Origin of the sequence: Stenotrophomonas sp. G4 (genome assembly GCF_003428825.1) — a bacterium.
Lineage (GTDB): Bacteria > Pseudomonadota > Gammaproteobacteria > Xanthomonadales > Xanthomonadaceae > Stenotrophomonas > Stenotrophomonas indicatrix.
Genome location: NZ_CP031741.1, coordinates 2,596,415 through 2,617,852, shown reverse-complemented (window position 1 = coordinate 2,617,852; position 21,438 = coordinate 2,596,415). Strand labels below are relative to the sequence as shown.

Below are 21,438 nucleotides of genomic sequence, written 5' to 3'. Positions count from 1 at the left end.
CAAGGCATCGAACCATGAATCAGAGCAAGCCGCTCTACCGTCACCCGCACGTCGCGCTGCATCCACTGCTGCTGGCGACGCTGCTGTTGCCACTGTCTGCGTGCGGGAACGTGACGCCTCAGGATGCCGTGCAGGAGAACGCCCCGCGTTCGGCGCAGGCCGCCGTCAACGCGCAGGTCGCGGCCGACGCGCGCGCCGCGCAGGGGCAGGCGTCCCTGCCGGGTGACCCGGACAGCACCGAAACGCTCTTCGACGGATTGCTCGACTGCCAGCCGAAAGGCTGGTACCTCAGCGCTGAATCCGGTCGGCCCGCCAATCCTTACCTGGCCCGGCACGCTCCGGAGCCATGCGAACGCGATGAGGAGTTCGGGATCGCGTACTTCTGCGTCAAGGCTGATTTCCATGGCTTGCCGGTGGAGAGGGTGGTCGCCCATCTGGGAACCGCGCCCACGCCCATCGGCATCCTGATCGATCTGCCGCTTGACCAGGCGCGCGCACGCGCACGCAAGTCGCTGGGGTCCGATTTTCCCGATGATGGGCACAGCCAGGGCGGCGCAAGGCCGACGCTCGGCCCACAGGGTGACAACGCGCAGAAGTCGCAGCTGATATGCACGCCCGATTGGGCTTGATCAAGGATAGAGAAGCACGATGCCGACGTATAACCCTGGCCCGCCGTTCCGCGTAAGCAGCAACTGGTCGCAGGCCCGCAAGCATCCGACGCTGGGCACGGTGAAGCGCCACGAAGGACAGGACTGGGCCGCGCCTGCGGGCACGCCGATTCCAGCCGCCGCCGACGGACATGTGATCTATGCCGGTTGGATGAATGGCTACGGCAACACGATCGCCGTCGAGCACATGATCCGCGGACAGGTGGTGCACACGATGTATGCACACATGTCGGCTGCTTCGCCGCTGAAGGTGGGGGACAAGGTCAAGAAGGGTGATCCGTTGGGGCCGGTCGGGATGACGGGCGGCGTGAGCTCGGGCAATCACCTGCATTTCGAGGTGCACCCGTTCGCCCAGTCGGGGAAGCTTGGCCTGCACAAGACCGTTGATCCATCGACCTTCGATTTCCCCGGCAGCGAGGCCGTTTCCGGTGCGTTCGGATATCCGTTCCTGCTGAAGGACGGCGAAGCGGCGCGGAGTGTCGCGGCGTACATGCACGCGATGCGCGGTGCGGAGGACGGGTTCTATCCGGTGGGTGGCAACAGCCTCTGGCACGGTGGCATCCATTTCGGCGATGGGACGGCGAGCGAGCTGGCGCAGGGGCCAACGCAGCTCGGCGAGAAGAGTGGTGTGCGCTGTATTGCTGACGGCGAAGTGGTGGCCTACAAGCTTGACTCAACCTATCCAGCGGTGCAGTTCCGCGAAAAGCAGCTCAAGGCCCTGTATTCCACCGGTTTCACGCTGGTGCGACATACACTTGTGCTGCCGGAGAGCACCCAGCTCAAGGCGTGTCAGCCAGAGAGTGAAGCGGCGGATCTTGAAGAGCAGACCCGCGCAGCGCAGATGCGTTCGACGATCGCGGTGAAGATGCAGGCCGAAGACAGGAAGGCTGCAGCAGATGCCAAGGAGGCGCAGAAGGCAGCAGCGGCCGAGGCGGCCAAGAACGCGAAGAAGGGCACGAAGATCGAGGTTCCCAAAGCCGAGCCCACGCCGGAGCGGACCGAGAGCAAGCCGGAAACGCTGGTCCTTTTCAGCCTGTACATGCATCTGATGGATTGGCGAGGGTATCGACAGGACGAGAAGATTCCCCGTGCGAAGTACTGGAAGGGCGACAGCACTTATCGTGTGACCGCCTCTGCCGCCGAGGATACGCAGAAGGTACCGCCACCACCGCCACCGCCACCGCCGGAGGAGCCGGCGGCTGACCCGTTCGCGTTGCCGCGTTCTCCGTTCTCCAGTGATCGCGGCTTCGGCCTGGGCGAGTCGCCGCTGGGAGGCGGTTGGGGCCAGGGGCGCGCGGGCGATCAGGCCAGCATCGAGCAACGTGGTTTCGGGCTGGAGGCGGCCGCAGAGCAGGCCACGCCACAGCGGGTACCTTACGGTAGCCTGCCGACACCGGGTGCATCGATGCCAGCGACGGTGCCGGCCTCCGATGATGCCAAGTCGACGGCGGCAAGCGTGCCGGTCGCACCCGCCATCAAGGGACGCAGGGGTTTGAACATCCGTTCCGAGCCGAACGGAAAACTGCTCGGCATGCTGGCCCAGGGCGCACGCGTGCGCTTCACCGAAACGAAGGCGGTGGGCAGGGGCGTGTGGGGCCACATCGGTGAGCTGCTCGAAGGCGAGATCATTGCTGCCGAAGCCGTAGATGGGCAGGTCAAGCCCGGGGCGGAGACTGGCTGGGTTTACCTGTCGCGCATGGAGGCTGTATTCGACAAGCCCGATCCGGTGGATCAGGTGGTGGTGCTGGACAAGCCGTTCCCGGTGAAGGCTGGCGATATCATCGGCCAGATCGGCGAGTACCAGACCTTTGGCGTGGCGCGGGCATCGCCCTCGCCAGGAATGCGCAGCATGCTGCACCTGGAGATGTTCAGCGGCGGCGATGTGCCCGGTTTCATCGGACGCTGCCGTGCATATGCAGCCACCCGGCCTGAGAACGAACGCAACATGCTGGTGCTGGAGGCCGGCGTGAAGCTGGCCACGCCGGTGGCAAGCGATGCCACGCTCGCGGCAGGCTCGATGGTGGTGATTGCCGCTGACAGCCCGAAGGGGCCATGGGTGAAGGTGCACAAGTGCATCGCAAAACAAGCGTCACGCAAGGCACTGGGAAAGTTCAACGAGAAGACCCGGCGATACGCCGGAGGCGAACAGTTCACCGGGTGGTACATCAGCAGCAAAGGCGAGCGCACGCAGGATGCGAAGACGGGGGGTGGCTGGCCTGATCGTGAAGTGCTGGTCCAGCTTGCCGACGAGTTGTGGGTCGAGCGCGCGCGCCTGGCCACGGTCGCGGCGGGAACCGCACTGCCTGCCGATGTGCCCGCGTGGAATGCCTATCCCCTGCGGACCGACAATCTGACGACCGCTGCAAGCAAGCTGCCCCGTGTAATGGCTCGGGTCGAGCTGGACGCGCTGGAAGGCAAATCGGTGGCCACCGACAGCAAGGGCAACCGATGGTGGTGGGTGTCCACCGACCAGGCGAGCGGCTGGGTCTGTCAGAAGGACCACCCGTCGACTCGATGGGAGTCTCCCTGGGCATGGCCTTGTTTTGAGTATGTCGAAGAGGGACAGCTGACCCCGATGGATCTGATGGCCTGGAAGTTGTTCCAGATGGCCCGGTCGCAGCCTGCCGAGCGGGCCGAGCACAGGATGCGTGCCGACCGGGTAAGGGGCAGTTCGCTTCATCGCAAGATCTACCAGCTGCTGGACTCCAACAACGATGGCGACCTGACCCCGGCCGAGCTGAAGCAGGCGCAGCAGAACCCATTGCTGGCCCGTTACCTGCAGAGGCTGATCGCGCGCTATGAGAGCGAGTGGGGCGGCGGCATGCAGAAGTGGGATGAGCTCGATACCCTGATGCTGCGCGCGCAGGGCAATGAATGGGCCGGCGAAAAGGTGCGCATCCGGAACCTGCAATGGTGGGACGCACTCAAGGGAGTCAAGGACTTCCCGTCCTCGCTTGAGGTGTTCCATTTCCATCCACTGGCGATGATCAGCAATTTCATGGGGCTGGGCACCAAGGTCAGTGGCGGCGGCTTCATTCGCCGGCTTGGCGACATCATTGCCCACGGTGAAGGTGGCTACGAGTCGTACAACACCGGTACCAAGAACGTACCGGGTGACAAGGTTGGTTTCAGCTTCGTGCGTGCTCCTGCGGGCACGGTGACCGGCAAGACCATCGACCAGATCCTCGCGACCGATGCGTTGGATGGTACCGATCGGAACCGCATGTTCGCGACCGGCAAGTACCAGACCATCATCAAGACGCTGCGCGCGGCCAAGGACGCGATGGGCCTGACCGGCGCTGAAAAATATGATGAGGAACTGCAGGAGCGGGTGTTTGCCGAGTACCTGCTGGAGAAGGCCGGTGGCGGTGCTCTTGCGAGCTTCGTGCGCGATGGAGTCGGGACCGTGGACGATGCACAGTACGCGGCGGCAAAGGAATGGGCGTCGATCGCTGCACCCAAGGGTTACAAGACCAAGAAGGACAACGTGTCCGATGGCAACCTGTCCTACCATGAGGGTGCCGCCAACAGCGCCAATGCAGGTTCGACGCGTGGGTTGAGGGAGCTATTGATGGAAATTGCGGAGAGCCGGAAGTGAGCCGTCCGAACATGGTCTGGAACGTGCATATGGCCGTCTGCGCGGGCATGATGAGCCTGTTGGCAGCGTGTACCGGCTCCGGCTCAGCCAGCGCCGTTGCTGAAGCGGCTGCACCGACCGTTGGAACTGCTGCGCCGGTTCCCGCCGCAGCATCAGCCGCCACGGCAACTGCAACTGCCGGTAATGCACCCTATGCCGGCGTTGTGATGAGCTACCCACACTCCGGATGCGCTTACCAGTACAGCCCCGTGGACTTCTGTGACGCCGGGCATCGCGCGCAGATCGATCAGGCGATCCGCACCCAGGCGCCGAACTTCAACAAGCACTTCATCCTGGCCCAGCTGGATGAGCGCAAAGAGTACTTCCAGCGCTCCATCGTTCTGATCGACAGCCGCGACGGGACGGTGTATCCATTGCCGATCGACGCGTTCTCCGGTCCCTTGGAGGACAGGAATGAGGCGCGCACGTACGGCAGGGTGGAGACGTCGGCGGAAAGCGATACGTTCTGCGTCAGCGGTGCATTGCTGGTGTACCGGGCGTTCGAAGAGGGGCGGTTCTGCTTCGGATTCGATGGTGTGCGCTTCACTGGGCACCAGACTGCCTACATGGCAGCCGAAGAAGGGCAGTGAAGCGTTCACCGCTGTGCTGGCGCAGACGAATCAGCCGGATTGGCCTTGGCAGCGGGATGCATGGCAACCGTGTCACCTTCATGGCATTCTCACAAAACTGATTGGCCTGACGCCACTGACGGATGAACGAGATGCAGAACTGGATCGGACGCGCGGCCCGGAGCGTGGCCCTGGCGGCGTGCCTCGCTGTGCCGGGCGCGCAGGCCGCCGAACCGACCTTCGGCGGCTGGCGTAATCTGGGCTCCCGTGATGGGGCCGAGCCAGCGTTGCGTGATGTCCCGTTCGCATTGTTGCCAACGCCCGCAGCCCGCGACGCGCGCTTCTCGATCTACGACCGCGAGAGCAAGCGCCTGGTGTGTTGCCTGCAGGTGGTCAGTGCCGAGCTCGACGACACGGCGCTGCGCAAGGTCTACCAGCTGCCGGAGCAGTGGGTGACCGATCTGCGCAATGGCCGCAGCGCGGCGCGCCCGTGGCAGACGCGGGTCTATGAAATGCGTCGCACCGATGAGCTCATCGACTACGGTTTCAGTGATGCTCCCGAGGCTTACAGCGATCTGGGCGGTCTGCTGCTGCCGGCTGATGCGCGGCTGCTGCCCGATGGCAGCGTCCAGGCCGGGGCAACCTATCGGCTGCAGTTCCGCAGCACGTCGCTGGGCGACGACAGCAGCGCGCTGGACCGCTTCATCCTGCAGCCGGTACAGGGCGAGGGCAAGCCCGCAGTGGTGGAAGTCTCCTACGGAACCTATTGATCCGGGAAGTTAATCCGGTGTGACGGCGCGGGCGTGCGCCGCGGTTTTGCATCTGCTACCGTCGCCCTACAGGGGAAGGACCTGCTCTCCGGCCAGGGGGGCAGCAACGGTAGGAACGCCATGGAAGCAATCCGCAACCTCTTGGTTCACGCCGCAGGCCTTGATGCCGGCAGCCGCCTGTATCGGTTGGACCTGCCCGGCATGCCGGCGGTCGTTGTCGACCATTGGCAGGGACATGATGCCCTGTCGCAAGGGCGGGAGCTGCAGATCGATGTGCTCGCGCTGGATGCGTCGCTGCCCCTGGCTGAGTGGCCGGGCCAGCCTGCCTGTCTGCATGCGCGGCTCGATGATGGCCAGGACTGGATGCGCCACGGCGTCATTGCCGACGCGCAGTGTGCAGGCAGTGATGGCGGGCTGGTGCGCTATCGGGTAACTCTGCGTGACTGGACGTGGTGGCTTGGCCAGGCGCGACGCAGCCGCGTGTTCCAGGAACAGAGCGTGCGCGAGATCGTGGATGCGGTGTTCCAGATGTACCCGCAGCATGCCCATTGGCGCTGGAGCGATGAGGTGGACGGGATGCTCGCCGGTTCACGACCCCGCAGCTACTGCGTGCAGTACCGTGAAACCGATCTGGCCTTCGTGCAGCGGTTGCTGGCCGAGGAAGGGCTGGGCTGGTGCGTGCAGGAGGCGGAGGAGGCAACAGCAGGGCATGGCGTGCTGCTGTTCGCCGATTCCACCCTGTTGCCGGAAGCTGCTGCGTCCCAGGAAGCAGGCGGTGTCCGCTTCCATCGCGCCGATGCCGCCGAGCGCCGTGATGGCGTGCAGCAGCTGGGGCAGCTGCTGCGCCTGCAGAGTACGCATGTGCAGCTGCACAGCAGCGACTACCGAAGCGTACGCTCGCTCGCCGGCCAGCTGCCGGTACAGGACGCCTCGCAGGGCGGCAGGGAGGACTACGATCCGGTGGGCGCACACGCCTTCGCCGATGCCGCCGAGCTGCAGCACCACGCACGGCTGGTGGTGGAAGCGCTGGAGGGGCAGGCGCGGCAGTGGCGCGGGCGCGGCAGTGTCCGCAGCGCCGACGCGGGGCAGGCATGGGTGCTGACCGGCATCCCGGGAGCATTGCCGAAGGAGCTGCTGCTGGTGGCGGTCGAGCATGCGGGGGTGAACAATCTACCGGTGGACCTGCGCCACGGGTTGGCAACCGATGACGCAGCGCTCGATGCGTCCGGCACCTTGCTTGACCAGGCACGTAAGCAGGGGTACGCGCAGGATTTCATTGCCCTCGAGCGGAACCGCCGGTGGCGGCCGATTCTCGACGATGGCACCGGTGCACGACGCAATCCGCGACCGCTTGCACCGGGCTATCAGACCGCGGTGGTGGTGGCGGGTGAACGGAGCAGCGGCGGCGATCTGCATGCCGACGCGCTGGGGCGGGTCCGGGTGCGCTTCCACTTCCAGGGCGAGCAGGGCGATACCGGCAGCGCGTGGTTGCGCGTGGCGCAGCGCTATGCCGGGCCCGGCGTCGGCAGTCAGTTCCTTCCGCGCATCGGCCAGGAAGTGCTGGTCGGATTTCTCGAGGGCGATATTGATCGCCCGCTGGTGATGGGTGCGCTGTACAACGGGCGCGGGGAGGCCGGGATCGCACCAACGCCGGCCGGAGCCGGCGCTGAACAGGACACGTCGGCCTATGCACAGGCGCGGGACGGCGGCGGCAGCGCGCAGGCCAACCTGGGCGGCGGCCAAGCGCCTGCCTGGCACGCGGCGGCGCCTGGCGAAGCGGCGCATCGGAACGCCGGGGCGCTGTGGGGCGTGCAGTCGCGCGAGTGGCAGGGCGAGGGCTGGAACCGGCTGATGTTCGACGACAGCGACCGGCAGCTGGGTGCACAGCTGGCCAGCAGCCAGCAGGCTACCGCCTTGGCGCTCGGTCACCTGCGCCACCGCGCGGACAACTATCGCGGCAGTCTGCGCGGCATCGGTTTCGAGCTGCGCAGCGACGCCTGGGGCAGTGTCCGAGGGCAGCGCGGGCTGTGGATGGATGCCTACGCCCATCGCAATGAAGAGCCTGCGGGTGCGGCGCCGCAATCGGTGGCGTTGCTGCAGCAGCTGGTGACGCTGGCCGAAGGCCAGGCCCGGGCAGCGGGAATCCACCAGACCGTGGGGCCGGCTGCGCAGCTGGGCGTGCAGTCGCCGCAGCGCTCGCGGCTGGACGGCGCGCATGCGCCACTGCCGGTGTTGTTGGCAAGCCTGCGCAGCACGGTGCCAGGCGGCGGCGCTGAGGAGGCCAAAGCCGACGCGGCACGACGCAGCCCTGAGGCTGGCGAGCGACGCGTGCCGCATAGCGGTGATGCAGTGCTCGGACTTTCCGCACCTGCAGGCGCCCTGCTGGTGGCCGGGCAGGGGCTGCACTGGGCGCAGGGTGAAACGTTGCTGCTGGGCAGCGGACAGCACAGCGATGCGACGGTGATGGGGCACGCACGCTGGCACGGCCGGCAGGCGATCGGTGTGCTTGCTGCGAGCATGACCGGTACGGACACCGCGACGGCGACGTTGACGCTGGCCAGCGCAACGCAGGCGCTGGATATCCAGGCCCAGCAGGATCAGGCAAGCCTGCAGGCGCGGCAATCGCTGCGCGCCGCCAGTGCCCAGGCCGGCGTTGAACTGGGGGCGGGCCGCACTGTCCATGTGGCGACCTCGGAGGGATCCAGCGTCACCATCAGTGGCGGCAACATCGTCTTCAATGCACCCGGACGCATTACCGTGCACGCAGGGCGAAAATCGTTCCTGCCCGGCGGTGGCAGCCGCTATCCGCTGCCGGTGTTCCCGCAGTCGGTGTGCAAGGAGTGCCTGCTGCTGGCGGCGCAACGCGCGGCGCCGTTGACGCCGAAGGGCGGCCCGGCGTGATCCGGGACTGGGATTTTCCTCCCCTCGCGCTGCCGCCACTGGAAGCGGACATGGGCCGTTTTGTGTTGCTGGATGGTGCGCAGTGCGATCAGCCATTGCAGTTGCTGCGCACGCTGCCGTGGGCGCCGCTACGTTTGTTTGATGGCCTGCTGGGCGACGGCACGGACGACGCCAGCGTGTTCCTTGCGCGGCTGCCGCGTGACACGGATATCGACCGTTTCCTGCAGCGGGCGGCGGCGCACGCACGCTCGCCGGGCCTGCTGAGCCTGATCGACACGACATTGAGCGCGGACGCGCTGCTGCAGCGCCTGCAGCGGCGCCTGGACGCCAGCTACCCCAATGGCAAGGAGTTCCTGGCGCGCTTCTTCGATGCCCGGGTCCTGCCCTGGTGGGTGCAGGTCCTCGATGCGCCACAGTGCCGTTCCTTCCTGGCGCTGGGAGAGCGCTGGTGGTACCTGCGGCATGACCTGCAATGGGCGCACCTGGAGCTTGAGGACACCGCGCTGGATCCGCACGACCCGCCCTGGGTGCTGGCGGCGCCACAGCGGCGCGGACTGATCGACGCCAGCTATCCCTACACCCTGATCGACCACTTCCAGCTGACCGACCCCGAATTGTTGGCGCGATTGCCGCGCGCGCGCTGGTACACCTTCTTCCGGCGCGTGGTGGCGACGGCCGCTGCGGCCGGCATTGAAGACAGCCGTCGTGTGGTGATGGTGGCAACCTGGTCGCTGCTGGCCGGTGTGGATCTCGGCGAGGATCCGGCATGGCGACTGCGCCTGCAGGAGTTCGCCAGCGGGAGGCGCAGCGCGGCGGACATCGGCGACGAGGTCTGGCCATTGGAAGAAAGCTGGGATTGAACGGAGCGAGGCGGTGATGATGAGCAACAAGTACCTCTGGTGGATCGCGCTGGCGGTGATCGCGCTGCTGGTGACGGGCGTCGGCTGCAGCCGGGCGCTGGCGCGAGGCAAGACGCCGATCCTGTCGTTGTTCGCGTTCAACTACAGCCCGTACTACCTCGCCGATGTGCGGGTCGATGAGCAGTTTCTGGGCGGGCTGGACGGGTACACCAACGGTGGCTCCGGAATGGGGCCGCGCGCGCCGCGCGGCAAGGGACCGGACAGCGTGCGCGTGCGCTGGATCGAGGCCAACCGCTATGACCTGGCGACCAACCGTTATCTGAGCGAAGGCCACCGGGTGCCGCGCGAAGCCGTGGTATCGCTGAAGACGCCCTATCCGCCCAATCCGGCCACCTTGCTGCTGCACTTCTATCCAGACGGTCACGTCGAGGCCGAGCTGCTGGACAAGGGAGTGAACAAGTGGGATGTGCGGCGCATGCCGGTACCGAAGGAGCACAAGGACCATGACCAGTACTGATCCGACCGCGATTCCCGGACAGGTCGATCTCGAACCGGGCACCCCCGATCCGATCGCCCGGGCCGAGGGCACCGCACGCACGGCGCGGTTGGCACGGGGCACGCGTCCGTTGAGTGATGCCGAGCGTCGCCGCCGCCAGGAGGCGATGTGCAAGACCGTCCCGGACAAGGAAGCGGCTACCACGGGCTGTACGCAAAGTCTGCACCTGAGCGTGTTCTTCGATGGCACCGGCAACAATCGCCAAGAGGAGCTGGCCAAGAGCGAAGGGGAGCGGGCGCTTTCCAACATCGCCCGGCTGTACGACGCGCATGTAAGGGATCGTCGCAACAGCAAGCGCCAGTATCTGTCCGGCGTGGGAACGCCGTGCCCGGAGGTCGGTGACAGCGGTGGCCTGCTCGGGCTGTCGATCGGCAAGGGCGGGCGCGAGCGCATCGACTTCGCACTGCAGGCGCTGGACGAGCTGATCGATACCCAGCCCGAGCCGATGCGCATCCTGGTGGTCAGCGTGTCGGTGCTGGGCTTTTCGCGCGGCGCGGCCTCTGCACGCGGGTTCGCCCGTGATCTGGCCGCGCGCTGCCGGCGGCAGGCCGATGGCACCTGGCTGTACCGGGAACGCATCCCGTTACGTATTGGGTTCATGGGGGTGTTCGATACGGTGTGCTCGGTGTGGCCCAGCCTGGCAGCGGCAGCAGTGAACTACCGCAATGGGCATACCGGCTGGGCCGAAGGGATGACTGTGCCGGAGATCGTGGAACAGTCGGTGCACATGACCGCTGCACACGAGTTGCGCGGTCAGTTCCCCCTGGATTCAACCCGCGAGCACGCCCAGTACCCCGCCAACACGGTGGAGATCTGGTTCCCAGGGGTGCACTCGGACGTGGGGGGAGGCTATGACCCCCAGCATCAGGGGCGCCGGAACAGCATCGCGCGCTTTGCCCTGAACGAGATGTACGACATGGCGCAGGCCGGTGGCGTGCTGCTCAACCCGGTCAGCAGCCTGGAAGATCAGGTGAAGGCCGAGTTCGACAAGCAGGATCCGGAGCTGCAGGCAGTGTTCAACGCCTACCTGCAGGCGGTGCGCGTCAAGCGCGGGCGCATGGAAGACGTGCAGGCTTCGCATATGGAACTGCTGTATCGCTGGATGCGCGTACGCGTTGCGCGCGGCGACAGGCTGCCCTCGATGCAGCGCCTGGCCGCACGCGAAGACGCGCTGCGCGAGCAGGTGCGGACCCTGCGACGCCGCCAGTCGCAGCTGCCGTCGCCGTGGGACAATGACAACCTGCATCTGGCTGACCAGGGCAATGCGGACAAGACTGCCGAATGGAACCGGGTTTCCGATGAGCTGAAGGCCCGTGACGACGAGCTCTCGGCCGTGCGCAAGCAGCGCCGCGGGCTGGAGAAGGAGAACGATACGATGCTCGGCAAGATCGTGAGCCTGCGCCGGCGCCGCGAGCGGGGGGCGACGCTGACGATGGCCGAGCGGGTGACCCTGGAGTCCTGGGACAACACCACGCTGTTGCCGCCGGAAGTGGAGACCTTCTTTGATGGCTACGGGCATGACTCGGTGGCGCACTGGTTCATCGGCAACCTGAGCCAGTGGCGCGTGTTGTACTTCGGCGCGACCAAGTACACGCCGGGCAAAGTGGAGGACAAGGCAGAGGCCGGAGCGCTGGAGGCGGTGCCTGGCTGAGCGGGCAGGCTACACTGCGCGGCGCGGCCGTTGGCCGTGCCATCGAAGTGAGTACCGTGCCCCGCCTGTTGCCGTTGTTCTGTCTTTCACTGTCCCTGTCTGTTCTGGCCGGCTGCGCCAGTGCGCCGCCTGCGCGCTCCGATGCGCTGTGGCGGTTGATCGAACGTGACTGCCGTGGCCCCGATGCTCCGCGCGGCGCCTGCCTGCAGGTGGAGACGGCGGCGGACCGGCGCAATGTACTGGTCAAGGACGCGCACGGCCACTACCAGTTCCTGCTGATGCCGATCGACAAGGTGAGCGGCATCGAGAACCCCGGTCTGTACCGGCGCGGCGCACCGAACTACTTCGCCGCGGCGTGGAAGGCGCGCCGCCTTACCGAGCAGGCCTTGGGCCAGACGCTACCGCGCGAGGTCGCCAGCCTGGCGCTCAATTCACCCCACGGCCGCTCCCAGCACCAGCTGCATATCCATGTCGACTGCCTGCGCGCGGACGTGCTGGAGGCGCTGGATGCGAACACTGCAGGGCTTGGCCAGAGGTGGGCGCCGCTGCCGGTACTGTTGCGGGGGCATCGTTACCAGGCGCGCGTGCTGCCGGGTGCAGAACTGACCGCCAATCCGCTCAATCTGCTTGCCTACGACCTCAGTGGCGTGGCGGCGGTCGGCCAATGGAGCCTGTTGGTGGCAGGCCGGGCGGACGTGCAGGGCGCGCCGGGATTCATCCTGCTGGCCACGCAGCTGGATCCCGGCAGCGACAACGATGCCAGCGCCGAGGAGCTGCAGGACCATGCCTGCAGCGTGTTGACCGGCGCGGACGCTTCGCTGGAGCGCGTGCGCTAGTTCTGCGCTGGCTGCCGCTGCCGCCAGACAGGGGCTGTCAGTGCGTAGAGCTGGCGATCCTGCCAGCCCTCGACATCCAGATGGTGATCGCGCAGCAGACCTTCGTGCTCGAAGCCGACCGACTGCAGCGTAGCGACAAGTCCGCTGCCTGCATCGCACGGCAGCAGAACGTACAGGCGACGGATCCCCACCTGTTCGAAGAGGAACGTGCCCAGCGCCTGCAACGCAGGGCGCAGCAGCCGCTGCTCGGGGCAGCCCGCTGCATGCAGCCAGTGCAGTTCAACGCTGCGGGCATGCGAACAGCGCAGGTGCAGGCTCACCTGGTCCAGCAGTTCACCGGCGGCATCGAAGCTGCCCAGCAGCAGACGATCGTTGTCGTGCTGCAGCTGCGATCGCTGCACCGCGCAGAGGAAGCTGGCTTCGGCATCGAAATGCGCAGGCAGGTTGCAGGCGCGCTCGATCCGCTGATAGTGGCGCCGCCAGAGCGCGAGGTCCGACCGCTGCAGAGGGCGGAGCACGACGGGGCCGTGCTGGAGAAGCAGGAGATGGCGGCGCAGCACGGGCCGCAGCGGAGGCAGGGGAGTCGGGGAGTACAGGTGCATGGGGAGGACGATGACCCACGCCGGCGAAGTGGAACAATAAAAGAAGTTGCAAAGGTGATGCGGCCGCTGTCTGCGGTCTGATTCGGTTCAGGCATAACGCCATCAAGCCTGGTCATTTCCGTTGCAACCATCCGTTCAGGACACTTTCGTTACGGGATCGTTATGCGCGCACCGTCGCCCTCGCCCCGGACCACCCGTTCAACTCCCCCAGGAACCCCATGTCCGCCTTTTACCTGGCGCTGCGCCCGCGTCCGCTGGTGCTTGCCTTGTCGTCCCTGATGCTGGCCTCGTCGCCGGCCTTCGCGCAGGAAAGCGCACCCACCTCATTGCAGGAAGTGAAGGTCACCGGCTCGCGCATCCCGCGTGCCAGCGTCGAGGGACCGTCGCCGGTTACGGTGATCAGCCGCGAGCAGATCGATGCGCAGGGCTACCGCAATGCATTCGATGCGTTGAGCGCGCTCACCGAGAACACCGGCAACGTGCAGGGCGAGGACTTCGGCAATACCTTCACCCCGGCGGCGAACACCATCAACCTGCGTGGCCTGGGCCCGAACCGTACGCTGGTGCTGGTCAACGGCCGCCGCCAGGCCGACTATCCGCTGGCCTACGAAGGCTCGGTGAACGTGGTCAACCTGGCCAACATCCCCAGTGCGCTGATCGAGCGCATCGAGGTGCTGGCCGCAGGGGCATCTGCGGTGTATGGCTCCGACGCCATCGCCGGTGTGGTCAACATCATCCTCAAGGACCGCTTCGACGGCGTGGACGTCAACGTGCGTGCCGGCGGCACCCAGCAGGGCGGTGGTGACAACCAGCGCGTGCAGGTTGTGGGAGGCAGCTCGGGCGAACGCTGGGAAGGCCTGTTCGGCTTCGAACTGGACGTGCGCAAGGCGATCCACGCGCGCCAGCGCGATTTCATGGATTCGCTGGACGATGACCCCACCGGCAAGGCGCCGCAGCCGACGGCCGTCGCCTATCGTCGCAATGCAGCCACCGGTCGCAACATCGATCCGGGCACCGCCGGCTGCGATGCGGCTTCGTCCATCTACGGTGGCAGCGTGCTGCGCGCCAACAACCCGCGCCAGGGCTGGTACTGCGGCAGCAACGAAGCCGCTGCCAGTTACTGGACCGTGCAGACCGAGAAGCGCAACCTCAACGGTTACGGCCTGCTGACCTTCCACGTCAACGACACCACCGACCTGTTTGCGGATGTCGCGCTGGGCAGCGCACGGATCAACAACAATACCCGTGCGCCCACCTGGACCTCGTCACGCAACTACTTCTACAACCAGAACACGGGCAACCTGGAGAGCTGGTACCGCCGCTTCGCGCCGGAGGAAATCGGCGGCCTGCCGCGCAATGCCAACCGCTTCCTGGAGAGCTCGTGGTCGTTCAACGTCGGTGCGCGGGGCCAGATCGGCGACAGCGGCTGGGACTACGAGGCCGTCTACAGCCGCTCGCGCTACGAGAACCGCACGCGCCGCCCGGTGCTGCTGGCCGGCATCAACGAGTACCTGCTGGGCCCGCAGCTGGGCGTGCGCAACGGTGTGGAGGTCTATGCACCAGACCCTGCGCGCCTGTTCCAGCCGTTGACGCCCGATGAGTACGGCCGCCTGTCCGACTACCAGGAGAGCCGCAATGCCGCGTGGCTGCAGACCTTCAGCGCGACGGTCAATGGCCGCCTGTTCGCGTTGCCAGGTGGCGATGCCGCATTGGCCGCAGTGGTCGAGGCGGGCAGCCAGGGCTACCGCAACCGCCCGGACCCGCGCTTGGGCACCGGCGAATTCTGGAACACCAGCGCCGGCATCGGTGCCGGTGGCGAACGTGACCGCTACGCGGCCGGTGTTGAACTGCAGCTGCCGTTGCTGCAGTCGCTGACCACCACCCTGGCAGGTCGCTACGACCAGTACCGCGCCGGCGGCGAGCATATCGGCAAGGCGACCTGGAGCTTCGGTGTCGAATTCCGTCCGATCGAAAGTCTGCTGATCCGCGGCACCGCGGCCACCAGCTTCCGTGCGCCGGACATGAACTATGTGTTCGCCACCGAGACCCGAGGCTACAACCCCGGCATGACCGACTACTGGCGCTGCCGTACCGCCGGCCAGTCGTATGACAACTGCGACTACAACGGCCTGTCGATCGACTACAGCAACCGCGCCAACCCGCAGCTGCAGCCGGAGTCGGCCAAGTCGTATGGCTTCGGCGTGGTCTGGTCGCCACTGTCCGGGCTGGATTTCAGCGCCGACTACTACGACATCCACATCGACAATGAAGTGACCAGCCTCGACACCAGCCGCATCCTGCGTGATGAGGCCGATTGCCGGCTGGGCCGCACCCTCGGCGGCGAAGCGCGCGACATCAGCTCGTCGCTGTGCCAGGACGCGCTGTCGCGGGTGATCCGCAACCCCTCCACTGCCAGCGTGCAGCCGGACCAGGTAACCCGCGTACTGATCAACCCGATCAATGCGGCATCGGAGTCGGTGCGCGGCATCGACCTGAAGGGCAACTGGCGCTTCGATGCGGGCCGCTATGGCCGCTTCACCACGCGCCTGGCCTACACCCTGGTGCTGGAGCATGAGTACAAGCAGTTCGCCGATGACGAAGTGCGCGACATCCGCAATTCGCTGGATGACTACCAGTGGCGCAGCAAGGCCAATGGCAGCATCACCTGGAACCAGGGCGACTGGACCACGACGCTGTATGGCAACCGTTTCGGCTCCCTGCCCAAGACCGATGGCAGTGGCCGCATCGCACCGTACATGACCTACAACGCCAGCGTGTTTCGCCAGTTCGGCGAAAACCTGTCGGTGGGCGTGATCGTCAACAACCTGCGCGACAGCCGCCCGCCGGCAGACAAGAACGGTGGCGGTTGGCCGTTCTATCCGGTCGGCAACTACGACCCGTATGGCCGTCAGTTCTGGGTGCAGCTGGATTACCGGTTCCGTTGATCCGGTGGAATGCGCAAAGGCCCGGCATTGCCGGGCCTGTCTTTGTGTGGCACTTCGCTTCCGGTGCCAAGCAATGGCATGCTCCCCCAATCAGCAGGGAGGAAACAACGCATGGACGTTCGTCATCTGATGGTTGTGGCGCTCGCAGTTGCGGGCTGCAGCAGCAAGGAAGAAGCACCGGAAGCCACTGCCCAGGACGCCACGATGGCACCTGCCGACCGGGGCGAGGCAGCAACACCGATACGCGCCGCTGCAACATCCCTGCACACCGCTTCCGCTCCGCCCAGGTCTGCAGTCATTGCTGCGGCGGCCAAGCCAGCGGAAGGAACGTTCCTCACCGGCGAGCGCAGCCTGTTGAGTGAGGGGGCGATGTCCGTTGAAAGATTCCATGCGGTGGTCGGTTCCAACAGGTCATTCGCACAGGCGGTCAGCCAATTCGAGCAGGATGCCGCACGCCAACCGGAAGCACAGGATCTGACCGGGCTATACAGGTCAGCGGTGACTGCGGCGCTGGACGGGAATACGGACGTGGTCTCGTTCGCATGCGGCTACAGCTTGTGCCTGGGCGAGATCCGCAGCCGGACCGAAGACGGTTTCAGCAGCTGGGCGCGCTCCTTCGGGAAGGGCAACACGCCTCCCGTCTATGCATTCGCAACGGCCGAGTACACCCTGGGCCGGAACCTGCATTCGGGACGCTTCGTATTCTCCACAGATCCGGCTGCCAACGGCATCACCACCCAGTAGGTCGGGACATGCCGGGCGGATGAAACGTTACGGCAGCGCCTGCACCAAGTACGACTCGATGACATAGCTGAAAGGCTGCTGCTGGCGGTCGCGCAGCAGCGCGCGCACTTCCAGGATTACACCATGGTCGCCCTCGCCGCGCGGCGGCCAGAACGTCTGGTCGGTCACGGTCTGGCGCTGGAAGCCGAGCGGACCGACCACGCGGCCGAACGGCTCGTCGGTCGTGTCCAGGACCTGGTTCATGGCCGGGCTGAGATGGTCGGGCAGGTACCAGTTGTCGGCCTCGGACAGCACGCGGCTGCCGCAGGCCAGCTGCACGCGCCGGTAACGCAGGGGCGTGGAGGCAGTGGCGCCCAGGGCCTGCAGCACGTCGGCCGGCGCGGTCTTGTCCTGGCCGTGCACACGCACGGCACGGACCCGGGCCTGCTCGGCCAGGCCGTGCTCGGCGCACCAGCTTTCCAGGGTGGCGGTGGCGCTCTGGCCGGCCAGCACGCGCTGGTGCAGTACCTCCACCAGCGCGGCGGAGGCAATCCGCTGCTGGCCCGGCGGCGCCTGCAGGGGCGCGCTGGCGCTGGCATCGGTGGCGGACAGGCTGGCGATCGGGGCAGCGGCCAGCAGGGACGCGGCCTGCCAGCGGCGAAGACGATCGTGGCGGTCGGACGGGCCCATGCGGCATCACAGCGGAAACAGGCGCCCATGTTACCCGTTCAGGCGTGTATCCGGCGTCCCTGCGGTGCATGGGCGCGGACGGGATTCATCGTGCCGGTGAATGCATGGCATGCAGATATTTCGTTGGCCGATGGACGCGGCGGCGGGCAGGATGGCGCCAGTGTTGGCTTTCCGGGAGAACCTGATGACCCTGCAGTTCGTCCATGGTGGCGTCGATCGCGACGGTGCCCCGCTGCATTTCCACATCCGTGATGGGCGGTTTGTCGGCATCAATGGCGACGATGCAGCCGTACAGGGAGCCGAAAGCGTCGATCTGACCGGCTTTACCGTGCTGCCTGGACTGGTCGACGGCCATATCCACCTGGACAAGAGTTTCGTCGGCGACCGCTGGCATCCGCATCAGCCGGTGAACAGCCTGCGCGAGCGTCTGGCGGTGGAAAAGGCCGCGATTGCCACCGCCGCACCCATGGCCGATCGTGCCGAGGCCCTGATCCGCCAGTGCAGCGGATTCGGTACGGTGGCGATGCGGTGCCACGTCGACATCGATGGCAGCACCGGCCTGCGTCACCTGGAGGCGGTGCGTGAAGCGGCGCTGCGTTGTGCTGACATCATGCGCATCCAGTGGGTGGCATTCCCACAGGCCGGCGTGATGTCGTGCCCGGGTACGGCGGCCATTCTGGAACAGGCGATCGCTGCCGGGGTGGAGGTGCTTGGAGGCATCGACCCGAGCACGCTGGACGGGGATGCCGAAGGCCAGCTTGCGCTGTTGTTCGGGCTGGCCGAGCGCTATGGCGTGCGTCTGGACATCCATCTGCACGAGCCGGGCGAGACCGGGCTGGCGCAGCTGCTGCGGATCGCCGCGCGCACACGCGCGGCGGGCCTGCAGGGCAGGGTGGCGGTCAGTCACGCCTATGCGCTGGGCGAGGTGCCGTTGGCGCGGGCGCTGCAGGTGGGTGAGGCCTTGGCTGCCGCAGGCGTAGCGATCATGAGCAATGCGCCGGGCGACCATCCGTTCCCGCCGCTGCGTGCTCTGCACGACGCTGGTGTGCGCGTGTTTGCCGGCAACGACAACATCCGCGACTGCTGGTGGCCCTATGGCAATGGCGACCTGCTGCAGCGGGCGATGCTGCTGGGCTATCGGTCGGGCTTCTACACCGATGGGGACCTGATGCTGGCGCTGGACATGGTCACCACCCATGCGGCGGAGGTGATCGGGTTGCCGCAGTACGGCATTGCAGAAGGTCGTCCGGCTACCTTCGTGGCGGTGCGTGCCGACCATGGCCCGGCGGCGGTGGCCGCAGTGCCGGCCGAGCGACGCGTGGTGGTCGACGGCCGTTGGCTGTAGCGGCCGGGCCGTGCCCGGTAGCACCTGGTAGTGCCGGCCGCTGGCCGGCTACTTCAACAGCAACAGCCGAAGCAACAGGGGCATTCTGAGGTAGGGCGGTGCGGTGTCGGATTGCGGGGACGCCGCAAGTACCCCTCCGGGGCCCGGCCCAGCCGCTGGCGGCTGTGCGTTCGGGCGCTTGCGAAGCAGTGCTTCGCAAGCAAAGCGCCCTCACCCCTGTAGCAACTGTGTTGCAGGAGGAGCCTGGGCCCCTCCTGCAGACGGGCACGGTAGTGCCGGCCGCTGGCCGGCAGCCTCAGGAGCAACGCCCTCTGGTGCGCTCAGGCGGGGATCGGTCCGCCTTGAGCGTCACGCATACGGGCGTTGAGAATCACCAGCATCTTCCGCATCACCGCCACGATGGCCACTTTGCCTTCCTTGCCCCGCGCTCGCAGCGACTGGTAAAAGTCCCGCAGGCGAGGTTCATGCCGCATGGCCGACATGCTGGCCATGTAGAGCACCTGACGGATCTCAGCCCTGCCGCCATGGATGCTTCGTTTGCCACGCATGGTCCCGCTGTCGTGGGACATGGGTGCCACACCGACCAGGCTGGCCACGGCCTTGCCACTGATCTTGCCCAGCTCGGGAAGATAGCTGGCCAACACGGCCTGCAGGCCCGGGCCAACACCTTTCATCGACTTCAGGACAGCCAGTTGAGGTTGCTGGGCAACCTGCTCGGCAATCTGTTTTCCCAAGCATTCAACCATCGTCTGCAGGTGGGTGATATTGGCCTGCAGCAGTCGGCGCAATGCACGATCAGTCACCATTTGCTGCTGCTGCCGCGCTACGGTCAGCGCGTGCATCGCCTGTCGACGTGCCCGCACAAATTCCCGCATCTTCCGCTGCCAAGGTTCCAATGGCTGATAGGACGGCAGTTTCACCAAGGCCGCCATCTGCGCCAATGCATAGGCATCCAGGCGGTCGGTCTTGGCCATCTGCCCCATCCCCTGGGCCAGCCTTCGGGCCCGCAGCGCGTTGGCGCGGACCACCGGATGACCAGCGTTGTGCAGGAAGTCCAGCACAGGCTGTTCGTAGCCACCAGTGGCCTCCAGCACGATCTGGACGGCTGGGCGTTTCCTCAGCCAGAGGTCCAATTCAGCAAAGCCGGAGCGGCTATTGCTGACCTGCAGGGTCTTTCCGTCTGTCGTGCCAACGTCGAGCCGGCGCTTGCTGACATCAATCCCGATCCCGTTCATCACCGGACTCCGTATAGTCTGGAAGGGTCGAGAGCTCCCCCGCTTGCCCAGTCTTATCACTGCGAGTGTCAGCTCCAGCAACTGTTCGGGCGGATCAAGGGAGATTCCGGCGTGGGCGCCAAGCTACATGGCGATCGTCGAGATCCAGGCTTACACGGCGGCCCACGCCGGCTCTCGACACCTACGTTGCCAGATTCCAATCAGATAAGGCTCAGCCGCGCCATCCATGGCGCGGATGCCCCGCAATCCGACACCGCCCCGCCTTCGACAGTTTTCCCGGAAACCAGTAGATCCACGCCATGCGTGGATGAATCTCCATTGGAAATCGAATATCTCGAAAAGCATCCACGCGTGGCGTGGATCCACCTGTCGACCAAGGTCGACACCTACCAACAGCATCACAGAGCGCCGTCCCACGGAATGCCAGCTTCTGCTGTTGCTGTTGCTGCTGCCGTTGAGGTTGCCGGCCAGCGGCCGGCACTACCAATGCGGTGCAGGGCGCAGCCCTGCCGACTATTCCGGCTCGCGCTGCACCTGGCGCCACAACTCGCTGGCCAGCGCACGCACCGCATCATCGGCATCGGCGCGATGCAGCAGGCCGATCTCGTAGTTGTCGACAAGGGGCAGGTCGCGCTGCCCATCGATGATGCGGTGTTCGCGGTTGACCGCGCGCCGTGGCAGCAGGCTGATGCCGATGCCGTCGGCCACCGCGCCCTGGATGCCGCTCAGCGAGGAACTGGTGAACGCGATGCGCCAGCGCAGGCCCAAGGCCTCGACGGCCTGGATCATCTCGTCGCGGTACAGCCCGCGCGGCGGGAAGGTGACCAGTGGCAGCGGGTCCTGCTGCAGGCTGCTGCTGCGCAGGCTGTCGATCCAATGCATCGGTTCGCGCCGGCAGTGCACGGCCTGGCGGGTGTTGCGACGCTGCTTGACCAGCACCAGGTCCAGCTCGCCATGGTCGAAGCCATGGGCCAGATCACGGCTGAGGCCGCTGCTGATTTCCAGCTTGACCTGCGGGTGGCGGCGACTGAAGGCGGCCAGCATGCGCGTGGTCTGCGGGTTCACGAAGTCCTCCGGCACACCGATGCGCACCGCGGTCTCCACGGTGGCGCCGGCCAAGGCCTGGGCCAGTTCCTCGTTCAGATCCAGCATGCGCCGGGCATAGCCCAGCAGGGTGTGCCCGGCGTCGGTGGGATGCACGTCGCGGTGGCCGCGTTCAAGCAGGCGGTGGCCGGCCAGTTCCTCCAGGCGGCGGATCTTCTGGCTGACCGTGGACTGGGTTGAATGCAGGCGGGTGGCCGCGGTGGTGAAGCTGCCACAGTCGGCGACCATCACCAGGGCCCGCAGCAGGTCCAGTTCGAACACTGTCCTATTCGATTTGGCACTGTCTTGCATTTGAACATTTCACTTCTGGATACCCGTGCCGACTTCTACCATGCAGGGTAGGGGC

At 66.3% G+C, this 21,438-nt stretch carries 16 protein-coding genes; 12 read left to right on the top strand and 4 right to left on the bottom strand.

The features are described 5' to 3' along the window. Positions 1-14: 14 nt before the first annotated feature. The 9 genes from D0Y85_RS12110 (at position 15) to D0Y85_RS12070 (ending at position 12,448) form a co-directional block, all read left to right on the top strand. Positions 15-629 carry a hypothetical protein gene (locus tag D0Y85_RS12110; RefSeq protein ID WP_117310641.1) on the top strand — a complete coding sequence of 205 codons (615 nt, stop codon included), beginning with the start codon at positions 15-17 and terminating at the stop codon, positions 627-629. Between the two features lie 19 nt (positions 630-648). Then, positions 649-4,266, top strand: a complete 3,618-nt coding sequence (locus D0Y85_RS12105) for a M23 family metallopeptidase (RefSeq protein ID WP_117310640.1) — start codon at positions 649-651, stop codon at positions 4,264-4,266. Further along, positions 4,263-4,895, top strand: coding sequence for a hypothetical protein (locus tag D0Y85_RS12100; RefSeq protein WP_205420706.1), 633 nt, complete (start codon positions 4,263-4,265; stop codon positions 4,893-4,895). The genes D0Y85_RS12105 and D0Y85_RS12100 overlap by 4 nt, the downstream gene beginning before the upstream one ends. Before the next feature lie 131 nt (positions 4,896-5,026). Then, positions 5,027-5,644 (top strand): decarboxylase, encoded by a 618-nt coding sequence (locus tag D0Y85_RS12095; protein ID WP_117311924.1) that lies wholly within the window; start codon positions 5,027-5,029, stop codon positions 5,642-5,644. Positions 5,645-5,764: 120 nt separating this feature from the next. Next, positions 5,765-8,545, top strand: a complete 2,781-nt coding sequence (gene tssI / locus D0Y85_RS12090; RefSeq protein WP_117310638.1) for a type VI secretion system tip protein TssI/VgrG — start codon at positions 5,765-5,767, stop codon at positions 8,543-8,545. 50 nt (positions 8,546-8,595) lie between these two features. Beyond that, complete coding sequence (locus D0Y85_RS12085) at positions 8,596-9,405, top strand: DUF4123 domain-containing protein (protein WP_117310637.1); 810 nt, start codon at positions 8,596-8,598, stop codon at positions 9,403-9,405. Between the two features lie 19 nt (positions 9,406-9,424). After that, complete coding sequence (locus D0Y85_RS12080; protein ID WP_162887662.1) at positions 9,425-9,922, top strand: hypothetical protein; 498 nt, start codon at positions 9,425-9,427, stop codon at positions 9,920-9,922. Further along, positions 9,909-11,612 (top strand): DUF2235 domain-containing protein, encoded by a 1,704-nt coding sequence (locus D0Y85_RS12075; protein WP_162887661.1) that lies wholly within the window; start codon positions 9,909-9,911, stop codon positions 11,610-11,612. The genes D0Y85_RS12080 and D0Y85_RS12075 overlap by 14 nt, the downstream gene beginning before the upstream one ends. 56 nt (positions 11,613-11,668) lie before the next feature. Beyond that, the gene (locus D0Y85_RS12070; RefSeq protein WP_117310634.1) at positions 11,669-12,448 is read left to right on the top strand and encodes a CDP-diacylglycerol diphosphatase; all 780 of its coding nucleotides are present in this window, start codon (positions 11,669-11,671) and stop codon (positions 12,446-12,448) included. Here the strand turns inward: D0Y85_RS12070 and D0Y85_RS12065 are convergent. Then, positions 12,445-12,966, bottom strand: coding sequence for a GNAT family protein (locus D0Y85_RS12065; RefSeq protein WP_229289896.1), 522 nt, complete (start codon positions 12,964-12,966; stop codon positions 12,445-12,447). The two genes, D0Y85_RS12070 and D0Y85_RS12065, sit on opposite strands and share 4 nt — an antisense overlap. Positions 12,967-13,268: 302 nt before the next feature. On the opposite strand from D0Y85_RS12065, the gene D0Y85_RS12060 reads away from it, so the two are divergent. Both D0Y85_RS12060 and D0Y85_RS12055 read left to right on the top strand, forming a co-directional pair. Then, positions 13,269-15,995 carry a TonB-dependent receptor gene (locus D0Y85_RS12060; protein ID WP_117310632.1) on the top strand — a complete coding sequence of 909 codons (2,727 nt, stop codon included), beginning with the start codon at positions 13,269-13,271 and terminating at the stop codon, positions 15,993-15,995. A 9-nt stretch (positions 15,996-16,004) separates the two neighbouring features. Next, on the top strand, positions 16,005-16,739 hold the full coding sequence (locus D0Y85_RS12055) for a hypothetical protein (protein ID WP_240329230.1): 735 nt from the start codon (positions 16,005-16,007) through the stop codon (positions 16,737-16,739). A 27-nt stretch (positions 16,740-16,766) separates the two neighbouring features. Here the strand turns inward: D0Y85_RS12055 and D0Y85_RS12050 are convergent, their stop codons facing one another. Continuing rightward, entirely contained in the window at positions 16,767-17,408 is a 642-nt protein-coding gene (locus D0Y85_RS12050; protein ID WP_059064427.1) for a hypothetical protein, read from the bottom strand. A gap of 184 nt (positions 17,409-17,592) precedes the next feature. Here D0Y85_RS12050 and D0Y85_RS12045 point away from each other — a divergent pair, with 184 nt between their 5' ends. Beyond that, a complete protein-coding gene (locus D0Y85_RS12045; RefSeq protein WP_117310630.1) occupies positions 17,593-18,753 on the top strand; it encodes an amidohydrolase family protein in 1,161 nt (386 codons plus the stop codon). A gap of 320 nt (positions 18,754-19,073) precedes the next feature. Here the strand turns inward: D0Y85_RS12045 and D0Y85_RS12040 are convergent, their stop codons facing one another. Both D0Y85_RS12040 and D0Y85_RS12035 read right to left on the bottom strand, forming a co-directional pair. Beyond that, positions 19,074-19,988 carry an IS110 family transposase gene (locus D0Y85_RS12040; protein WP_117310629.1) on the bottom strand — a complete coding sequence of 305 codons (915 nt, stop codon included), beginning with the start codon at positions 19,986-19,988 and terminating at the stop codon, positions 19,074-19,076. A gap of 513 nt (positions 19,989-20,501) precedes the next feature. Next, complete coding sequence (locus D0Y85_RS12035; protein ID WP_032975274.1) at positions 20,502-21,383, bottom strand: LysR substrate-binding domain-containing protein; 882 nt, start codon at positions 21,381-21,383, stop codon at positions 20,502-20,504. Positions 21,384-21,438 lie beyond the last annotated feature (55 nt).

What these genes read in the sequence shown, in the direction of transcription:
- D0Y85_RS12075 (WP_162887661.1), top strand. Translation starts at nt 9,909, where the DNA reads ATGACCAGTACTGATCCGACCGCGATTCCCGGACAGGTCGATCTCGAA.
- D0Y85_RS12045 (WP_117310630.1), top strand. Translation starts at nt 17,593, where the DNA reads ATGACCCTGCAGTTCGTCCATGGTGGCGTCGATCGCGACGGTGCCCCG.
- D0Y85_RS12035 (WP_032975274.1), bottom strand. Translation starts at nt 21,383, where the DNA reads ATGCAAGACAGTGCCAAATCGAATAGGACAGTGTTCGAACTGGACCTG.
- D0Y85_RS12085 (WP_117310637.1), top strand. Translation starts at nt 8,596, where the DNA reads ATGGGCCGTTTTGTGTTGCTGGATGGTGCGCAGTGCGATCAGCCATTG.
- D0Y85_RS12040 (WP_117310629.1), bottom strand. Translation starts at nt 19,988, where the DNA reads ATGAACGGGATCGGGATTGATGTCAGCAAGCGCCGGCTCGACGTTGGC.
- D0Y85_RS12050 (WP_059064427.1), bottom strand. Translation starts at nt 17,408, where the DNA reads ATGGGCCCGTCCGACCGCCACGATCGTCTTCGCCGCTGGCAGGCCGCG.
- D0Y85_RS12060 (WP_117310632.1), top strand. Translation starts at nt 13,269, where the DNA reads ATGTCCGCCTTTTACCTGGCGCTGCGCCCGCGTCCGCTGGTGCTTGCC.
- D0Y85_RS12110 (WP_117310641.1), top strand. Translation starts at nt 15, where the DNA reads ATGAATCAGAGCAAGCCGCTCTACCGTCACCCGCACGTCGCGCTGCAT.
- D0Y85_RS12105 (WP_117310640.1), top strand. Translation starts at nt 649, where the DNA reads ATGCCGACGTATAACCCTGGCCCGCCGTTCCGCGTAAGCAGCAACTGG.
- D0Y85_RS12080 (WP_162887662.1), top strand. Translation starts at nt 9,425, where the DNA reads ATGAGCAACAAGTACCTCTGGTGGATCGCGCTGGCGGTGATCGCGCTG.
- D0Y85_RS12095 (WP_117311924.1), top strand. Translation starts at nt 5,027, where the DNA reads ATGCAGAACTGGATCGGACGCGCGGCCCGGAGCGTGGCCCTGGCGGCG.
- tssI (WP_117310638.1), top strand. Translation starts at nt 5,765, where the DNA reads ATGGAAGCAATCCGCAACCTCTTGGTTCACGCCGCAGGCCTTGATGCC.
- D0Y85_RS12055 (WP_240329230.1), top strand. Translation starts at nt 16,005, where the DNA reads ATGCGCAAAGGCCCGGCATTGCCGGGCCTGTCTTTGTGTGGCACTTCG.